Genomic DNA, 16,400 nt, shown 5'->3' on the forward strand with positions numbered 1-16,400 from the left:
CGGCCGGGTTCCGGGTTACTTTTATCAGCGAGTCCGCTCATAAATATAAAGGAGTTTTATCTATGGGAAAGACAGGAAGTGTCCAGTGGGCCCAGGTTAAGGGCGTGAAGGGGCAGATACGGCTCGTCCCTGCAAGTGAAGGCGAAGTGAAGAAACCCGGCCCGAACCAGCGGTTCAAGCCCGCGGCGGATATCCTCAAGCGGGCGAGCAGAGAAGGGCAGGACTCCCGCGGTGGCCGGCGCGGCGGGCGCGGCGGGCGTGGCGGGCGCGGCAGAGGAGGCGCCCCCACGATGGACGTGCGGGTACGCCGGAGCATCCGGCGCTCCAAGGTGTCGGCTCTCGGGACCAAGCAGAAATCGAGATAAGCCGTCCCTCTCTTCTTTTCAATACTTTTTATACTAGCGAGTTCCAGTATGTGGTATGGATCTCAAAACCGCCATCAGGACATATCAGTTTGCCGAACGGGCGAAATCCGAACTGATTGTCGGGTCACAACTGACGACAGCCCTGATCCAGTTTCCGCTCCAGGAGAAGCCCGGCGGAAAGCGGATGCTTGTGATGGTGCTCCAGTCTATCCGCTCAGAACTTGAGTTTGCTTATGGCGATACGGAACTTCGTGAGTTTAAGAAGGCCATCGATCACCTCAACGAGGCGATCAGTCTGACTGAGAGCATGGAACTGGGTGCTGCGGCGGAGCGGATGGCGAGGGCTGTCAGCGCCGTCACGACCGCAGCCCAGGCAGCATGGGATACACTCAAAGAGCATGAACTCATCTGATCTCCTCCGCTTCTTGAAAGCACGGTCGTCGGTCCGGGATTACTCCGGGGAGCCGCTCGACCCGGAGGATATTGACTATATCCTTGTCTGTGCGAGTACGGCACCGAGCGCCGGCAACCGTGAGGCCTGGGACGTCGTCATCGTCACCGACGAGGACGCGAGGATAGAACTTGCGCTCGCGGCCCTTGAACAGGTGCATATCCGGGAAGCACCGGCGGTTTTTGTGGTCTGCGCGAACTACATCCGGTCCATGTCGCACTACGGGGAGCGGGGGATCCTTTACGCGCTCGAGGACGCCACCATCGCCTGCACCTATATGATGCTCGCCGCACACGCCCGGAACCTCCACTCGTGCTGGACCGGGGCATTCAACGAGAACGATATACGCGAGATTCTTCACCTCCCGGAGCACATCCGTCCCGTCGCGCTCCTCGCGGTCGGCAGGGGGACGCCGCCGCTCAAACCCGTAGAGCGGATGCCGGTGGAAGAGCACGCGCATCGCGAGAACTGGTAGGCTATTAATTGGAGAAATTATGCCGGACTATCTGGTTACGCTCGAATCAGCGTGGATAATTAAAGACGTCAAGTCCATGGATGATGCCGTGAGCATCGCGATCAGCGAGGCGGGAAAACGGCTCAACCCTTCAGCAAAGTTTGTGGAGATCGAGGCGGGGATGATCGCCTGCCCCTACTGTGAGGGTGAACTGAACACCGCTCTCGTGGTCGCCAATACCGCCCTCGTCGGGCTCGTGCTCCAGATGAAGGTCTTCCGTGCGGAGTCCGCCGAACATGCGACACGGATAGCGAAGTCAGTCGTCGGGAAGGCGCTGCGCGACGTTCCGCTGAAGGTTCAGGACGTGCAGGAGATATGATCGCCGTCGTCGGGCATACCGCTATCGACCACCTCTTCCGGGTGCCGAAACTTCCCGGGCGGCACAACTCGACCTATATCGTTGACCATCAGGTCTACTTCGGCGGCGGGGCGGCAAACATCGCGGCCGGGATTGCGATGCTCGGGGAGCGGTGCCGGCTGGTCTCCTCGGTCGGCGGTGACTTCCCGGGGAGCGACTATGACCGCTGGCTCGAGGAGCTCAGGGTCGAGCGCGACTTTTCTGTTATCGGGGATGCCCGCACCGCGACCGCGTACGTCTTCACGGACGACGCCGGCGACCAGGAGACCTTCTTCGAGTGGGGCGCGTCCGCCTCTTTCTCCCGGGAGGAGGCCCCCGCCCTTGACTTCGTCCACATGGCGACGGCCGACCCCGACTTCAACGTCCGGGTAGCCCAGAAGAGCAGGTTCGCCTCCTTCGACCCGGGCCAGGACCTCCTCTGCTACACCGCCGACCAGCTTGAGATCATCCTTGCGAACATCGATATCCTCTTCTCGAACAACCACGAGATGGACCGGATGTGCGATATGCTGGGGCTCGAGCGCCCGGCGCTCGTCGCCTCGGTCCCCATGGTCGTCACGACCCGCGGGGCGGAGGGGAGCGTCCTCTGCATGGACGGCGAGGAGCACCACGTCCCGGCCGTCAGGGTGGATGCCGTCGACCCGACCGGTGCCGGTGACGGTTACCGGGCCGGTTTCCTCACCGCGTTCAGGAAGGGCTATGCCCCGCTCGACTGCTGTCGTGCCGGAGCGGTGGTATCGTCCTTCGTCGTCGAACGGACGGGCACCCAGACGAACCTCCCGGACTGGGACCGGATGCTTACGCGGTACCGGAAGGTCTTTGGTGAACCCGGCGAAATAATTATCTGAATTATGGGGTGCATAGCGCTGATCGCCGGCGGGAAGGTGCCGGCTTCTACCCCCGGCCCAAGAGCGGCATCCGGGGGCGCCTGATGGAGTCCGGCCCCGACGTGCGTGTCGAACGGCTCACCCGGTACATCTTCTCCGCCCCTTCCTGGCCACGGTCGCTTGCGATCGTCATCGTGCTCGGGCTCCTCATCGATGGGGCTGCATACCGGGCCGGCAATGAGTTCTTCCTGGTCGGCACCCTCGGGTTTTCGGTCCCGGCACTGGTCGCCTTCCTGCTGACCGTGCCGCTGGTGGAGGTCTTTGGCCGGCAGATCACCCACAACCGGTCGGCTCTTCTCGCCCTGACCTGTACGGTTCTTACGGTGATCCTGAGCCTCTCGCCGATGCTGGTCTTCGGCCGGGCGCTCTTTCCTACGCTCTATGCGGGCGCTCTTGGCCTGGTCTTCGGCCTCCGGCTGCTGGTCCTCGTTGCCGTGGCCGATTACCGGATCACCCGGATGGTCCTCCCCGCGTTCCTCCAGAGCGCGGCCGGGATAGCGGTCGGTGCCTGGTTCTTCACGCCCGGGTTCGTCCCCTACGCCCTCCTCCTCCAGGCGGTCTTCGGGCTGGGTTTCGTCTCCCTGATCTGGCTGATCGAGCGGCCGCTGAAGCGGGCGTTCCATATCAGCGGGCTCAATTTCCTCAACACCTTCATCGCTCACCTGACCGACGGTTCAAAGAAGATGGAGGACTTCTTCCGCGAGATCGGCGAGGAGGTCTACGTCCCGCAGGTCTCGCTCTTCTTCTCCCGCGACACGGGGAAGGACGCTCTCTTCACGGTCCCGAACGTCCACCCCGGCCCGATGGGCGACGTCGGCGGCGGCAACCTCCCCCGGATCCTCCACGACACGTTCCCCGAGGAGACGCTGGTCGCCCACGGGTGCGCCACCCACGACTTCAACCTGGTCTCGGAGAGCGAGATTGCAAAGATCGGCCGCGCCGTGGAGGCGTCCCGGAAGGGGCTGACCTTCTCCGGCACGGCGAGCCGCCCGGTCCGGGTCGCGTCGGGATCGGTCTCGATCCTCTGCCAGCGGTTCGGGGACGCCCTCCTGATGGTGAGCACCCGGTCCCCGGAACGCACGGAGGACCTCGATTACTCGATCGGGATGGCGATCATGGGCGAAGGAAGGTGCGGCTTCTCGGAGGTCGCCTTCGTGGACGCCCACAACTGCATGACCCTGGTGGGCTCCCCGGTCCTCCCGGCGACGCTGATTGCGACGGAGTACATCGCCGCCGCACGCGAGGGGTTCCGGGTCGCGCAGGATCTGCCGTTCGAGCCGCTCGCGATCGGGGTCTCACACGTCCGGGTCCCGTTCACCCGCGAGCAGGGGTTCGGGTCGCTCGGGGTGCAGGTGCTGGCGACGGAGGTCGGGGGTGAGCGGGCAGCCTACGTCCTCGTGGACGGGAACAACATGGCCCCGGGCGTCCGGGAGCGCCTGCTCGCGGTGGTGCTCGGCCACGTGGACGAAGGGGAGATCATGACCACCGATACGCATACGGTGAACACGGTCAGCGGCAAGAACCCGGTCGGCTACGCCGTGCAGGCGGAGGAGATAGTCCCGTACGTGGAGCAGGCGGTCCGGGAGGCGGTCGCCGACATAGCCCCGGCCCGGGTGGGGGCGGCAACGGCCTCGTGCGAGGGGATCGTCGTCTTCGGGTCGCAACGGGTCTCGCAACTTGCAAGCACCGTCAACGCTATGCTCGCGTTCATCGCCCCGATCAGTTTCATGATCCTCGTGCTCGCGTTCCTGATCTCGGTCTTTGCGTATATCCTGCTGCAATAGACCGGGAATACCCGGGATTTTTCTTTCGAGACGCCCAACATTCATCATGAACTACCGGTTCGCTGGTCGGATGGGGCGGGTCCCGGAATCGTTCCTCGAGGAGCTCTTCAGGGTCTCGGCGGTTCCCGGGGTGATATCGTTTGCAGGAGGCCTGCCGGGCTCGACCTATATCGACGTCGAGGGTATCCGGGACGCGGCACGCGAGGTTTTTTCTGAAGACGGGCCGACGGCGCTTCAGTACACGACGACGGACGGCTACCTGCCGCTCCGTGAGTTCATCGCTGACCGCTACAAAAGGCGGCTCGGCCTCCCGGCAACCCCTGAGGAGATCCAGATCGTGAACGGCTCGCAGCAGTGCCTCGATCTCATCGCAAAGATCTTCCTCGACCCCGGGGACGCTGTCGGTATGGAGCGGCCCGGCTACCTCGGCGCGATCGAGGCCTTCTCCCTCTACGAGCCGGTCTTCCATACGGTCCCGCTCGAGGAGGACGGGCCGGACCTCGCGGCTTTTGCGTCGCTCGTCCGGGAGCGCGCACCAAAGTTCTTCTACGGTATCCCGAACTCGCAGAACCCCTCGGGGAGGACGTATTCGGAAGGGAAGCGGCGGGGCGTCGCGGAGATCCTTGAGGGGACGGATACGGTCTTCTACGAGGACGATGCCTTCGGGGAACTCTTCTTCGACGGGAAGCCGCGGCTGCCGGTGAAGCGATACCTCCCTGACCAGACGGTCATGTCGGGATCATTCTCTAAGATCGTCGCTCCGGGGATGCGGATAGGCTGGATATACGCGCCTGAGGAGGTCCTCCGGGAGTTCAACGTCGCAAAGCAGGCTGCCGACCTCCACTCGAACTTCCTCTGCCAGGTGATCCTGCACCGCTACCTTGCGACCCACGATCTCGACGCACATGTCGCCCGGGTCTCTGCGGTCTACGGGCGGCAGTGCCGCCTGATCTGCGACCTCCTTGACGACCTGATGCCGCCGGGGATGACTCACACCACCCCCGAGGGAGGGATGTTCATGACGGCGACGCTGCCGGACGGCGTCTCGTCGATGGACGTCTTCCGCGAGGGCGTCTCTGAGGGCGTCGCGGTCCTCCCCGGGGTGCCGTTCTACGTGGGCGGCGGCGGGGAGGATACGATCCGCCTGAACTTCTCGGCGGCGGGCGAGGAGGAGATCGAGGAGGGGATGCACCGGCTGGCCCGGGTGGTGCGGAGGCTGGCGTGAGGGGCAGGCTGCCCCGGTTCGGCCTCCCGGGCGGCGGTGGCCCCGGACGGGGCACCCTGTGCCCTGCGGGTGCACGGCGTGAGGGGCGTCGGGCTTAATACGTTTCGTTGATAATAGTAATGGGTACTCAGGTACTCTTCTTGCGCGAGGGTAGCCAAGCCCGGCCAAAGGCGGTGGACTTAAGATCCACTCCCGCAGGGGTCCGTGGGTTCGAATCCCATCCCTCGCATTCTGGATGCGGGATTACAGGTAATCGAAAAAAATTAACATCCTGCCACGCATTACCGTGCTGCCCGCTTCGGTTCTACCGGAGGATTCTTGATCGTAACCGTAAGCGACTTCGTGTTCTTGCCGCGGACCTCCACTGCATACGTTCCCGGCTCCGGGAACGTGTGCGTAAAGAACGAATATGTCTGCGGACCCCCACCCGCAAGCACCTGTTTCGTGTCGACCAGCGAACCGTTGATGAACAACTTCGCCGTAAAGATCGTATCCCAGTTCGAGGAAGGGACTCCTTCGTTGTCGAACCAGTACCCGATGCTTACCGACACGCCCGGATAGAAGTACGGATTGCCGCTCTCGTCACGGCCACCGCCCGTACTTCCGCCGGCCGTGGGATTTGCATCTACGGAATTTATTGTTGCTTCCCGGTATGATGGTGACATGCCACCGCCTCTATAAAATTAGTATAATAAATTTCCTGTGCGGCGGATTGTTGTCGTGGAAGCGGCCCTGGCGGGCGGGGTTTTGTTGAGATGGGGTACCTGTGAGGGGGCCGGGAAGGCTCGCGGTCCTCCCCGGGGTGCTGTTCTCCGTGGGCGGCGGCGGGCGAAGAGGAGATGCCTCTTCCGGGTCGACCTTCCGCTCGGCCTCGACGACACCCCTTGCCACCTCAAGAATCGCTTTCAGGAACTCCAGGCTGGAGATGAATCCCTGTCGTGTCGTTCTCTGACCTTCTCCAGTCGCTCGTCCGGTTCAATGAATGTCAGATTGTTTGCGTGCTTGCGGAGGCGGTCGAGCAGTCTCTCCTCGGCGTCTTTATCGCGGGCGTGGACTTTCCATCTGGGCGGGTCGCTGGATTGGCTGATCATCACGATAGCGCTTGCTTCAGGATCGATCAACTCGTCCATCACCCGCTTGTAGAGGACGCAGCACTCGCGGTCGAAGGTCACCACCCGGGCCTTGAAGCCGTTCGGTTCCACCCGGGTCCGGTAGTGTTCGACGATGTGGTTCACCACGGCGCGGACCCGCCCGGGGGTCTTCACGAGCACTGCCATCTTCGCTGCCCGTCTGGCGAGGTCGTCGCGGTCCTGCTCATTCAAGGAGCCGGTGATCTCCCGGTAGGCCTCGTCGGCCCGGTCGGGCCCGGCAGCGATCTCGGGATTCAGGCGGACGAGGGCTTCCCGCAGCCACGCTTTCACCGTCACGTCGCCCCAGCGGCGCGGGACTTCCGCAGGGGGCACGTAGTTCTAACTGGCTGGGGGATGTCGTCGCCCGGGGATGTAGCCCAGCCGGGAGGGGCTTCCCGCACGGTCAGCCGGTCGGCCCGCCGCTTCTGGATGACGGCATCGAGGATCAGCTGCTCGACGGTGCTGGATTCGGTGAAGGTCATTCCAGCACCTCCCAGCGGCCGCCCCGGGCAGGGCCGATGCGGCGGAGCCGGCCGTCTCTACGCAGGTTGGCGATCTGCTTTTCGACCGCCCTCTGGGTGATTCCGAGCCTTTCTGCGATTACTCTTGCCGCCAGATCGGGTTCGGCCTTCAGGAATGCAAGGATTTTCTCCGAACTTTTCTCCGAACTCTTCTCCGAACTTTTCTCCGAACTTTTCTCCTCCTTTCGGTGAATTGTCGCGGTGAAGAGGCACCCCTCTCGATCGTCGGTGAAGTCGATCTCAGGCCAGTCTTCGAGCGCCCGCTTGATGCCGGAGCCGAGGCCGCGGTATGGCAACAGCCCTTTTGCGACGTACGATGCAAGGATCGGATTCCTGATATTCGAGTTGCCAGCCCGGATCTTTGCCACCGTCAGGTTGTTCGGGAGGTGGCCGGGGCTGATGATCTCGATACGATTATCGAAGATGAACAGCCGGATAGGTGCACTGATCAGATAATCCCGGTGCACCAGAGCATTGACCAGGAGCTCCTCAAAGACCACCAGCGGGATCTCCGGGACCCCCGGTGCATTGACCCCTTTACCCCCCTGGACCTTCCGCAGATTGCGCATGATAAAGGCCATGGCGCCTTCGAAAACCTCAGGGAGTATCCCGGAGAAATCCTCGGTGTCAAGATATTCGCTTACGTGGATGGCATTGCTGGGATAGCGGATGGCCTTGATGATGAACTGCGGTTTGATCCACTCGGGCTTCTCAGCAAAAAGGAGCACCCCGGCCAGGTTCAGCATGCCGTCATCCGTAGCCAGATTCATGTTCCGCAGAAGTGTTATCATTTCTTCTGGTGAATCCGGGTAGGGCTGGTTATAGGTATCCCGCAGGAAATCCCGGAAGCGCAGCCTGTCCAGTTTGTCGACGCCTGCTTTGGTCGGCAGCTCGTCGGCATGGAAGATATCGACGCTCTGGAAGAGGCGGCGGAGTTCTTCCCTGGAGTTCACCCGCCGTTTGTCCGCCCCGTTTTTGAGCCAGATCACACCGTTCTTATCAAAGTATGGCTTATCCTGCCCCTTTGGAACGGTGAGTACAATGACGATGCGGTCCTCCTCCACCTGGATGTTCTCTGTCCGCACCGTCAACGGGCTCTTCACGTGCTGAGAGGCCGCATTGCTGATGAGCTGATTGATCCTGCTCACATCCATGCGCGACAGACCCGGTATAGAACCGTCATCTGCCACACCAAGAAAGAGCACACCCCCTTCGGCGTTGGCAAATGCCGCCATCTCTGCAGCAAGGGCATCGGCATTGGTGACGTCGCGCTTGAACTGGCGGCGGCTGTCTTCGCCAGCGGCGAGTAGTGTCTGGAAGGTATCAGGGATCATGGGGGTGCCTCGTTGCGGAGAGAGAGACTGGTCTGGCTCTTCGTTGCCGGATCAGGGTGAGGGTCATGCTATCTCCTCTCTACCCATAATCAATCCTGGTACAGAACGAATCTCCCATCCATTATCCTTCAATTCTTTTTTGTGTCCAGCAACACTTGATGTCTGGCATGCGAAGGCTAATAGGTACTTTGGACGACTAAAGGCAACGTGAGCAATTTTAAGGTTCTCTTTGTGACGTTCCTTCCCTAATTCGCTCGGATTTCGTTTGCCCTTCAGGAAGTTAATCAATCGCTTTGCATCTGTTTGCCCGTAGTAATCTGTTTCTAAGTATAGCGTTGCAGCATGAGTTTCGCCTTTAACAGAGTGAACTGTTCCGACATTTACTATAATTCCGCTATCTGAGATGAACTGGTTGATCGGTTCTTTTGTATCAGGTTGGTTTGCGAAGTCGATCATGTCACAGATCAGGAAAGTCGCTTTTTCCCCATTTATTGGCCATATGGATGTCAAAGCTGCTTTGATAGAGTCTCTGAATTCGATAGCATCAAGGTGTGAGCCGAGAGCCTGGAGATAACTGCATGCGATTTGTGAACGGAACTCATTATAGCCCTCTTCATCCTGGCATTTCCAGTGGATCTTAACAGTATGTGAGGTATAAGACCGGTTGGATTCTTCTGTTTTAATCCCTGCATCATTAAGAGCGTGAGCGATGCCTTGTAGAATGATCTCAGAAAAACATTTCACGCATTCCAGCTTCGCTATTTGGATTGCGTACGCGGTATAAGAGATCAGGTTAGAAAATTGCTTGCTGGATGATTTCTGAAACCCAGTGAATTGAGGAAAGTATGTTGGAATGCACAATTTTTCTTTAGCGGTATTATCCTTCCCTACCCATCCGATTGCATAATACGTGTCTTCAGATAACTCAAATGAATGGATCAGTTCGACAAAAGCACGAATTACTTGGTGCTCCTCTCCGGGTAAAAAAGCGATGATCTGTGGTGGATAAGAATTCCGTGATTGGCAAGCTCTTAGAGAAATATCGTCCTGAAGTCGTACCGAACTTAATATTCTCGAAATGGTATCGCCGTAGCGTTGGGTATCCGAGAAGTGGAGCGGGGATTTCGGCGACCAGACCATATTGCTCCCCGTAGTTGGACCAAAAATGGCCTGATTGGGATCACCTATGCGCTGAAGCACAAGTTTGTCTGGTTGAAAAAGGGTGTCTAATACGCGGAACTGATGCTCGTATGTATCTTGAGCCTCGTCAAGGAAAACCATGCAAAAACGATCCTGGAATGCCTGACGAATTGCTGGAACAAAATTGAGATATCTTAACGCGATAGAATATGCGTCATTATAACTGAGAAAACCCCTCTCCAGTACTTCCTTTCGAATCCCATTTATTCTCTGATATGTGGACGTATCTTCACCAAGTTTACTTATTGGTTCATCTAGACTTTTCCCAACCTTCAGTGTTTTTGGGTGGAGCCAGTAATTCCCGAGGGTGCTTATTCCACCTTTATGTTCCATCCAACCCCTGAGTTTATAGTCTTTAGAGTAAAGCCTCTCAAGTTCCGAGAAAAAACGGTCATTGTCAATTGCAACTATTGGCTTTTGGAATTCAGATCTATAACCTGGCATTGCCAAAAATTGATCCACGAAACCCTGTATCGTCCCGAAAAAGTTTGGGTATCGAAATAACGCATCAGCAGCTGCATGATCTGCTTGTTGCTTAATTTCATCAATTGCTACATTAGTGTGTGTTAAGACACAGATGCCGCGATCATCCTCAAACGGCATTTTTTTGGCCAATATTAAAATTTTTGCAAGTAACGCAGTTGTTTTACCGCTCCCCGGGCAGGCAATGACATCGCGCGACTCCACGCAACGAATGAAGGCCCTGCGCTCCCCATCGAAGGATTGCCCTGCCGGAAGCAGCAGTTTCTCCGCATAGGCAATATCACTTTCAGTTATCTCAATGGTCATAGGGAGCCTCCCGCGGCTCGGTAACATGATAAATAGCATCGAGAAGATATTGGAGAGTGCAGGCCGCCTGCAAATCAGACTTAACTAATTTAACTGCTTCCTCGACTGCAGTTTTATCATCTAAGACCTGTGCGAAGACTTGGGCGGTTATGGCCTTGGATATTTTTGTGTCAAGCATTTGTTTTTTATAGATCTCAAAGGCAATTTTCTCATCTCTTCGAGAATCACTACCCCAGGCCTCTAACCATTCATTAAAATTAGACTGAACTGTTTTAGCGACTTCGTTGGACTTGCTCTCTTGGGGCACACCACTCTGTGAGTTCGCTATTTTTTCTGCCCACAGTATCGACCGATAGAAATCAGCACGAAACTGCGACGAAAGAGCAAGTTCGTATTCTAAAGTCCAGTTTGGTGAGATAAACACTTTGATCTCTTTATTCTTAAATCGCGAAAGACTACGAATTCGGTCTGATTTTGCTAATTCAATCTCCCTTTCGGTCTGCTCTTTCTTTTGGTCTTTCTTAAGTAATTCATTGTACTCAAGAGGTTTCACATCCATGTCAGTGATGAGGGCAACCTTGATCCCCGTTAATTCGTCATCCCGACGACGGAAAATTTCCACGAAATGCGAGAATGCTGTACCGCCAACGTTGACAATAGAAACACCGTAGCGGTGCAGTGGTCGATCAATAATCTTGGCGATAGTGGGGATCAGCAAATTCTCAGCATCACCTTCTACGAGCAACACACCCCTAGCGAAAAAGAGGTTTGCCTTGGTCGCGTCCAAGAATCGATGGAGATAACCGTAATTCTTTGCCTCAAGATTTGTGTAATTACTCCCCATCGGGAATGCTTTGCTGTCCTTGCAGAGGATTAGATTCTCAAGCGGAATGCTTGATCCCGTTGTGGTGCTGTGGGTGGTAAGGATATACTGGCCCGCTGTGGATTTTTCCTTGAGGTAGTGAATCAGGCGAAGTTGGGCCTGTGGGTGTAAATGGGCTTCTAATTCCTCGATTAAGGCAAGTTTCAGGCAAGCATTCTCTTCAGATTGTAATAGCAACAACTCTGTCGCCATAAACAGGAGGTTAGCCGCCCCAAGGCCGGAAGGGTTTACGTCGAGTGATAGAGAGAGACGCTGAAGAATATCAAATAAATCACTTCCGGAAACAGTGACAGAAGGCGAAGGGAGTTCGTTTTGCGGGAAAAAGGCTTCAACATAGGAATTCAGCAGTTTCATCAGTTCGCTGGCATCGGAACCATCCTCTTTATGCTTAAAGTAATCCTCGATGGCTGCATTTGCATCGTCAAAGATGGTCTCCAGATCATGCCTGTTAGTACCATCTTTTTGGAAGAGTTTATGTGCCTTCAGGATTTGGGCAAATCGTGAGCGCCTTCCTGGAGTTAACTCCACATCGGCATCGCGTAGAGGCTTAAGATACGTGGTGCGCAAGAGCGATCGTGCATCACCATCTATAGGCGTCCCAACTGAATCTTGACCCGCTCGCAAGTCGGTAATGATTCGGCTTCCCTTGTTCCGTGCGGTATAACAAACTTTAAGGACATAACGCTTGACGCCGTCAACATCCTCATTGCCAAGCCATTCTAGGAATCGCCCTGCTTCCTGATCTGTAAACCCGCGGAAAATGCACTCGATTTTTAATTCTTCCGCCCGATGTTCGTCTTCTACATGAAAGTCGGATTCATCCAAGTGGATCCACTCTCTGCTCTGGGTTCCTAAGGTGTATCGAATTGCATCAACAATCGCCGTTTTACCTGAGTCATTCTCACCGATGAGGACATTCATTCCTTCATGGAACTGGATGGCTACTCCGGGTAGTGAACTCTCAATTGACTCACCATTAATCCCATATTTTCTGAAATTCCAAAGTTTCAGTTCCGAAAGATACATGTTACCTGCCTGTTTTGAGAAAAGTCGGGTATCCAACTGCGGCATCCGGCCGAATACCTGCATTGAAAGTCATTTATCTCGGTGTTGTTCAGCATAGTGAAGGTCATTCTTTCTTGCACCTCCTAGTGATCCTTGGAGGGCCAGAGTCGTTGCAGATGGCTTGGCATCATCCAACTTTCGAGATGTTTTTCTGATTGCCCTTTCTCTACGCCTCTGTTTCGGATGGGGATCTCTGCGAAGTGCGGTTGTATGGATTGGTTGCTCAAACAAGGTGCAACCCAGCCCGTCGGCATTAGCACACCAAGCACAGCCAAAACAGGTAATTCTAGAAAACTGCCCCTCCGCCTGAGTGAAAAGGAAAGATCTTCTATTTTACATGCCAGACCCATTCAAGTGTTCTTTATACCCTTCATAGTATTACTTTTGCGATTCTATCGCCCGAGGCTCTTTTAAGAATTAGAGACTAAAGCCTATTCTAGATCTATAAATGGGCAACCTATCACGGGATTTTTTTTCACATGAGATGGTCCTATAGAATATGTGAGACCATCGCCTATGAGGGGGCCTAACATGCGGTTAGATAATAGGGACTGCCGTTTGCGCGCTATGTATGGTGGTGTTCTGAGACGATATGCAAAATGGAGGAGATGTAGTAGAGGTTACATCAGGCTCTCAATGATATTCTTCTGAAAGTCCTGTATCTTCTTCAAATGCCGGATGAGGCAGAACTCTGTCTGGCAGAGTCGTCTATATTCATGCGCAATCTTACCCCGCTCTTCCTTTGGTGGAACCGGCATTAATAGAGCACCGAACCTATCCGCACCTAGATGAGCAACCGAAGTCGTCTGGCTTGCAACCGCAGCAAATACGCCGAAGTTGAAACAATACTGGAAGTATGCATAAGCATATTCTGTTAGCACTTTTCCGCCAGCACGGTAGCGAATCAACGTATTTTGGAAGCAACAATCCTCTATTGCGCCATCAAAAATTGCACATCTTCCGACAAGTTCACGACTCTGTCCTTCATTGAGGAGAATATCCCCCTTCTGAAGGCAATAGGTCTCAAAGTCTCTCTTGTCAAAGTCCATCTTTAGGACATCATTATAATCAAAATAGGCATCAAAGACGTTCGCCACGCGAAGGTACGGTTTAGCCATTATCCCAGTTTGATGCTTGGGGGAGCGTTGCCTTCCGAGTTGGACAAACCCTGTCCCACGTATCGGGAGACAGTCATTGCCGTTGGGATTAGCGAATACAGAGTGGAGGTAAGATCTGCGAAACATTGCTGATTTTTCAGTCATATCTGCAGCTTCGCAATAGGCCTCATCCACCGCCCACAACACCTCCGCGATGCAGCGCTGCTGGTCGAGCGGCGGGAGGTCGAACTCAAACTTTGCAAGATGTTTCCAGCGGGTGCGAGGAGAGAGCGAGCCGGCTGAGGTCTCGACCGCATACTGGAAGTACCGCTCCGAGAGGAAGATGAACGGCAGGAGCTCCGGCAAAAGACGGTCATCCCGGGGTGCAAACACATAAATGTCACCGGAGACCACCGCATCGAACTCGGCCACGGCAACTTTTCGCTGGTATGCCCGGCGCTTGCCGAAGAGCACCTGCCTCGGCCGGCAGCGGCAGGTGAAGGTGGTGCCGTCCGCAACATTGCCCCAGTGCGAATGTGCAGCGAACCCGGTTCGAGGTGTTCCAGCCCGATAAACCGCTCGGTGCCCGCCCCCGCAGGGTCCCGCTCGGTCTCACTCAGGTTCTCGACGACATCGCCAAAGCGGACACGTTTCCCCCCCTCCGCTCGAATATCAGGAGCCTCGCCCAGCCGGGGTTCGGCCGGAGACCGCCGGGAGCCGGCCCGGCAGTGATCATCGTCACCCTTCTCCCCGCAGGGCACGCCCTCTCCAGGTAAGGCGATATCGCTGCCTGCTGCTGCGCGGTTTGTCAGGGGTGGTCATCTCGACCAGGCCTTCACGGATTGCCGGCTGCAGGTAGGCCTTCCTGAAGTGTTCGGCGTTCCTCAGGCCGAGGACATCCTGAAGTTCCCGGCGCGACATCTCACCGCCGAGAACTCCGATGATCTGCATGACTTCCGTGGTGACTTCCGTGGTAACTTCCGTGGTAAAGAAGGTCAGGGTGACGCCGCGGTCGTCCTCCGACCACTGCGGCAGAGGTAGACCGCGCTCGGTGCAGGCCCTCTGGATCAATATGCTGCCCCGGCCAATCTTTTCCATATATCCGCGCAGGTACAGCACGTGTGCAATGTCCGGATTGCGCAGAACGGACAGTGTTCCCTTCTGGAGTTTTGCAAGCGTCACGCCTTCAGGAAACTTACCGGTATTTGAGATCTCCAGGCGATCCGGGTAGATATGGGCGGTGATTCCGCCGGAGAAATCACTGTAGTCACGGTGGGCAAAGGCGTTGACCAGACCTTCCCTGACGGCGCCTGAAGGGTAGAAGGGCTCATCCTGGCGTTTAAGATCGGCAGGTCTGAAACGCGATACCGTAGGGGTATTCCTCAAAATAAAGGAGTACACATCTTCCAGTACCGGCACCAGTGGGCCTTCGTAGGATTTCATATCCTGGTACGTGTCGCCGGCCCGCCAATACTATCGGACCATTGAATTAGTGCAACGCACCGTTGCGCAACCTCTCCTTTGATCCGGCGGCCGCCCGGGCCTGGTCGGCGCAGGTTGCGGTCTGGCAGATCCGGCGGTCCCGATGATCCGTATGTTTGCACTTTTGCACCACGTTTGCACCAGAATTCCGGGGAAAGTGCAAATGAAAAAAACGCCCGACCCGACGGGGATTGTTGTATTAGAGAGATATGTACAGATATATACTGATCAGAGTACTCATTTACACCATTTACCGGGAACGGAGAGCCTGCCAGCAGGAGTGGGTGACCCACCCCTGGGTGCCTGTGAAAACCGCGGTGGTGCAAAGATACGTCGGATTCCGGAGGATCTGCGGCCGACCTCCGGATGGCGGGCACAGAGAGGTTTTTCCTGGTGCAAAGTTGGGTGCAAAGAAGTGTAAACGGGTGTAAATGTGCAAACGAATACCTCGGTCAACCCCACTGACCACATCGTCCTCCGGGTGGCCTGGGACGAGGCCCGGGTCAGCGCCTGCGGCCTGCGGCAGGCGTCACCCGGCGCTCGTGTTCATTAACCAGGGGTGGGTGCCGAACCCCGGATTTTCCCCCGGGCGGCCCCCACCCGCAGATTAATCACCCTCCAGTCCGACCTTGTATCATGAATCTTCCTCAAATTTCAATTCTCACCGTCCTGCTGCTCCTTCTTGCGGTCTCTGCATGCGGCTGCATAGACCAGGAATCAGTCATCTCCGATGATGATGCGGCGCAGGTGCTTGCCTACGCAGACCCGATCGCCGAGAACCTCCTTGCCGGCTTCAATGAAGATAACTATACGACGTACTCCCGCGATTTCAGCCCCGAGATGAAGCAGAGCCTGGATGAGGGTGCGTTCGAGCAGAACCGCGAACACGTCACATCCCGGATCGGGCTCTACAAATCCCGGGAGAGCACGGTCGTCACACAGACCGGCGAGTACATCGCCGTAACCTATAAAGCGACCTTTGAGCGGGATGACGGGGTGAATCTCCGGTTCGTCTTCAAAAAAGACGACGAATCGCACCGGCTCCATGGGCTCTGGTTCAACTCCCCCAAGCTGCGCAGTTGAGGCGTCCCCGGCGGGGACCTCTCGGCCGGCCCCGGATCAGGGAGAATTCGCTGTATCCGAACCCCGGAGCGGTACACCATCACCAGCTCCGATGAGGAGAACGACCGCTTCATGCGAGACGTTGCCGAAGGCAAAAAGACACAAGAAGACGTCAGAGTCTGGCTCTACTCAGTTGCGAAGAAAAGTCGGTGAGTTATTGTGCCAGGAGTTCGGGTAGTGCTCCAGCAGAGAA

Annotated in this window: 16 protein-coding genes and 1 tRNA gene; 9 read left to right on the forward strand and 8 right to left on the reverse strand. The window is 56.5% G+C overall.

Annotated features, from left to right (window positions below):
* Window positions 1-62: 62 nt before the first annotated feature.
* The 8 genes from BP846_RS11225 (at window position 63) to BP846_RS11260 (ending at window position 5,813) form a co-directional block, all read left to right on the forward strand.
* Window positions 63-365, forward strand: a complete 303-nt coding sequence (locus BP846_RS11225) for a DUF5350 domain-containing protein (protein WP_292395429.1) — start codon at window positions 63-65, stop codon at window positions 363-365.
* Window positions 366-420: 55 nt separating this feature from the next.
* On the forward strand, window positions 421-777 hold the full coding sequence (locus BP846_RS11230) for a hypothetical protein (RefSeq protein ID WP_292395431.1): 357 nt from the start codon (window positions 421-423) through the stop codon (window positions 775-777).
* A complete protein-coding gene (locus tag BP846_RS11235; RefSeq protein ID WP_292395432.1) occupies window positions 764-1,291 on the forward strand; it encodes a nitroreductase family protein in 528 nt (175 codons plus the stop codon). Before BP846_RS11230 ends, BP846_RS11235 begins: the two co-directional genes overlap by 14 nt.
* Window positions 1,292-1,310: 19 nt before the next feature.
* Window positions 1,311-1,649, forward strand: coding sequence for a DUF555 domain-containing protein (locus BP846_RS11240; RefSeq protein ID WP_292395434.1), 339 nt, complete (start codon window positions 1,311-1,313; stop codon window positions 1,647-1,649).
* Complete coding sequence (locus tag BP846_RS11245; protein WP_292395435.1) at window positions 1,646-2,536, forward strand: carbohydrate kinase family protein; 891 nt, start codon at window positions 1,646-1,648, stop codon at window positions 2,534-2,536. Before BP846_RS11240 ends, BP846_RS11245 begins: the two co-directional genes overlap by 4 nt.
* 83 nt (window positions 2,537-2,619) lie before the next feature.
* Window positions 2,620-4,359, forward strand: coding sequence for a DUF2070 family protein (locus tag BP846_RS11250; protein ID WP_292395456.1), 1,740 nt, complete (start codon window positions 2,620-2,622; stop codon window positions 4,357-4,359).
* Between the two features lie 46 nt (window positions 4,360-4,405).
* Entirely contained in the window at window positions 4,406-5,584 is a 1,179-nt protein-coding gene (locus BP846_RS11255; RefSeq protein ID WP_292395437.1) for a PLP-dependent aminotransferase family protein, read from the forward strand.
* Between the two features lie 144 nt (window positions 5,585-5,728).
* Window positions 5,729-5,813 (forward strand) — tRNA-Leu (locus tag BP846_RS11260).
* A 52-nt stretch (window positions 5,814-5,865) separates the two neighbouring features.
* On the opposite strand, the gene BP846_RS11265 is transcribed toward BP846_RS11260, so the two are convergent.
* The 8 genes from BP846_RS11265 to BP846_RS11300 form a co-directional block, all read right to left on the reverse strand.
* The gene (locus BP846_RS11265) at window positions 5,866-6,249 is read right to left on the reverse strand and encodes a PKD domain-containing protein (RefSeq protein ID WP_292395439.1); all 384 of its coding nucleotides are present in this window, start codon (window positions 6,247-6,249) and stop codon (window positions 5,866-5,868) included.
* Between the two features lie 240 nt (window positions 6,250-6,489).
* Window positions 6,490-7,011: a hypothetical protein gene (locus BP846_RS11270; RefSeq protein ID WP_292395441.1), complete on the reverse strand. Its 522-nt coding sequence runs from the start codon at window positions 7,009-7,011 to the stop codon at window positions 6,490-6,492.
* Complete coding sequence (locus tag BP846_RS11275) at window positions 7,008-7,196, reverse strand: hypothetical protein (RefSeq protein WP_292395443.1); 189 nt, start codon at window positions 7,194-7,196, stop codon at window positions 7,008-7,010. Before BP846_RS11275 ends, BP846_RS11270 begins: the two co-directional genes overlap by 4 nt.
* The gene (locus BP846_RS11280) at window positions 7,193-8,569 is read right to left on the reverse strand and encodes an RNA-binding domain-containing protein (RefSeq protein ID WP_292395445.1); all 1,377 of its coding nucleotides are present in this window, start codon (window positions 8,567-8,569) and stop codon (window positions 7,193-7,195) included. Before BP846_RS11280 ends, BP846_RS11275 begins: the two co-directional genes overlap by 4 nt.
* 63 nt (window positions 8,570-8,632) lie before the next feature.
* Entirely contained in the window at window positions 8,633-10,558 is a 1,926-nt protein-coding gene (locus BP846_RS11285) for a UvrD-helicase domain-containing protein (protein WP_292395446.1), read from the reverse strand.
* A complete protein-coding gene (locus BP846_RS11290) occupies window positions 10,548-12,512 on the reverse strand; it encodes an ATP-dependent nuclease (RefSeq protein WP_292395448.1) in 1,965 nt (654 codons plus the stop codon). The genes BP846_RS11285 and BP846_RS11290 overlap by 11 nt, the downstream gene beginning before the upstream one ends.
* 614 nt (window positions 12,513-13,126) lie before the next feature.
* A complete protein-coding gene (locus tag BP846_RS11295; RefSeq protein WP_292395450.1) occupies window positions 13,127-14,077 on the reverse strand; it encodes a restriction endonuclease subunit S in 951 nt (316 codons plus the stop codon).
* Between the two features lie 264 nt (window positions 14,078-14,341).
* The gene (locus tag BP846_RS11300) at window positions 14,342-15,046 is read right to left on the reverse strand and encodes a Fic family protein (protein WP_292395452.1); all 705 of its coding nucleotides are present in this window, start codon (window positions 15,044-15,046) and stop codon (window positions 14,342-14,344) included.
* A 675-nt stretch (window positions 15,047-15,721) separates the two neighbouring features.
* Here BP846_RS11300 and BP846_RS11305 point away from each other — a divergent pair.
* Entirely contained in the window at window positions 15,722-16,168 is a 447-nt protein-coding gene (locus BP846_RS11305; protein ID WP_292395454.1) for a DUF3887 domain-containing protein, read from the forward strand.
* Window positions 16,169-16,400 lie beyond the last annotated feature (232 nt).

The organism is Methanoculleus sp. UBA303, assembly GCA_002501655.1.
Taxonomy (GTDB): domain Archaea; phylum Halobacteriota; class Methanomicrobia; order Methanomicrobiales; family Methanoculleaceae; genus Methanoculleus.

Bases quoted from the DNA above. Each gene is read 5' to 3' on its own strand.
- BP846_RS11255 (WP_292395437.1), top strand. From the start codon at position 4,406: ATGAACTACCGGTTCGCTGGTCGGATGGGGCGGGTCCCGGAATCGTTC.
- BP846_RS11300 (WP_292395452.1), bottom strand. From the start codon at position 15,046: ATGAAATCCTACGAAGGCCCACTGGTGCCGGTACTGGAAGATGTGTAC.
- BP846_RS11235 (WP_292395432.1), top strand. From the start codon at position 764: ATGAACTCATCTGATCTCCTCCGCTTCTTGAAAGCACGGTCGTCGGTC.
- BP846_RS11240 (WP_292395434.1), top strand. From the start codon at position 1,311: ATGCCGGACTATCTGGTTACGCTCGAATCAGCGTGGATAATTAAAGAC.
- BP846_RS11265 (WP_292395439.1), bottom strand. From the start codon at position 6,249: ATGTCACCATCATACCGGGAAGCAACAATAAATTCCGTAGATGCAAAT.
- BP846_RS11225 (WP_292395429.1), top strand. From the start codon at position 63: ATGGGAAAGACAGGAAGTGTCCAGTGGGCCCAGGTTAAGGGCGTGAAG.
- BP846_RS11280 (WP_292395445.1), bottom strand. From the start codon at position 8,569: ATGATCCCTGATACCTTCCAGACACTACTCGCCGCTGGCGAAGACAGC.
- BP846_RS11290 (WP_292395448.1), bottom strand. From the start codon at position 12,512: ATGCCGCAGTTGGATACCCGACTTTTCTCAAAACAGGCAGGTAACATG.
- BP846_RS11250 (WP_292395456.1), top strand. From the start codon at position 2,620: ATGGAGTCCGGCCCCGACGTGCGTGTCGAACGGCTCACCCGGTACATC.
- BP846_RS11245 (WP_292395435.1), top strand. From the start codon at position 1,646: ATGATCGCCGTCGTCGGGCATACCGCTATCGACCACCTCTTCCGGGTG.
- BP846_RS11230 (WP_292395431.1), top strand. From the start codon at position 421: ATGGATCTCAAAACCGCCATCAGGACATATCAGTTTGCCGAACGGGCG.
- BP846_RS11305 (WP_292395454.1), top strand. From the start codon at position 15,722: ATGAATCTTCCTCAAATTTCAATTCTCACCGTCCTGCTGCTCCTTCTT.
- BP846_RS11285 (WP_292395446.1), bottom strand. From the start codon at position 10,558: ATGACCATTGAGATAACTGAAAGTGATATTGCCTATGCGGAGAAACTG.
- BP846_RS11275 (WP_292395443.1), bottom strand. From the start codon at position 7,196: ATGACCTTCACCGAATCCAGCACCGTCGAGCAGCTGATCCTCGATGCC.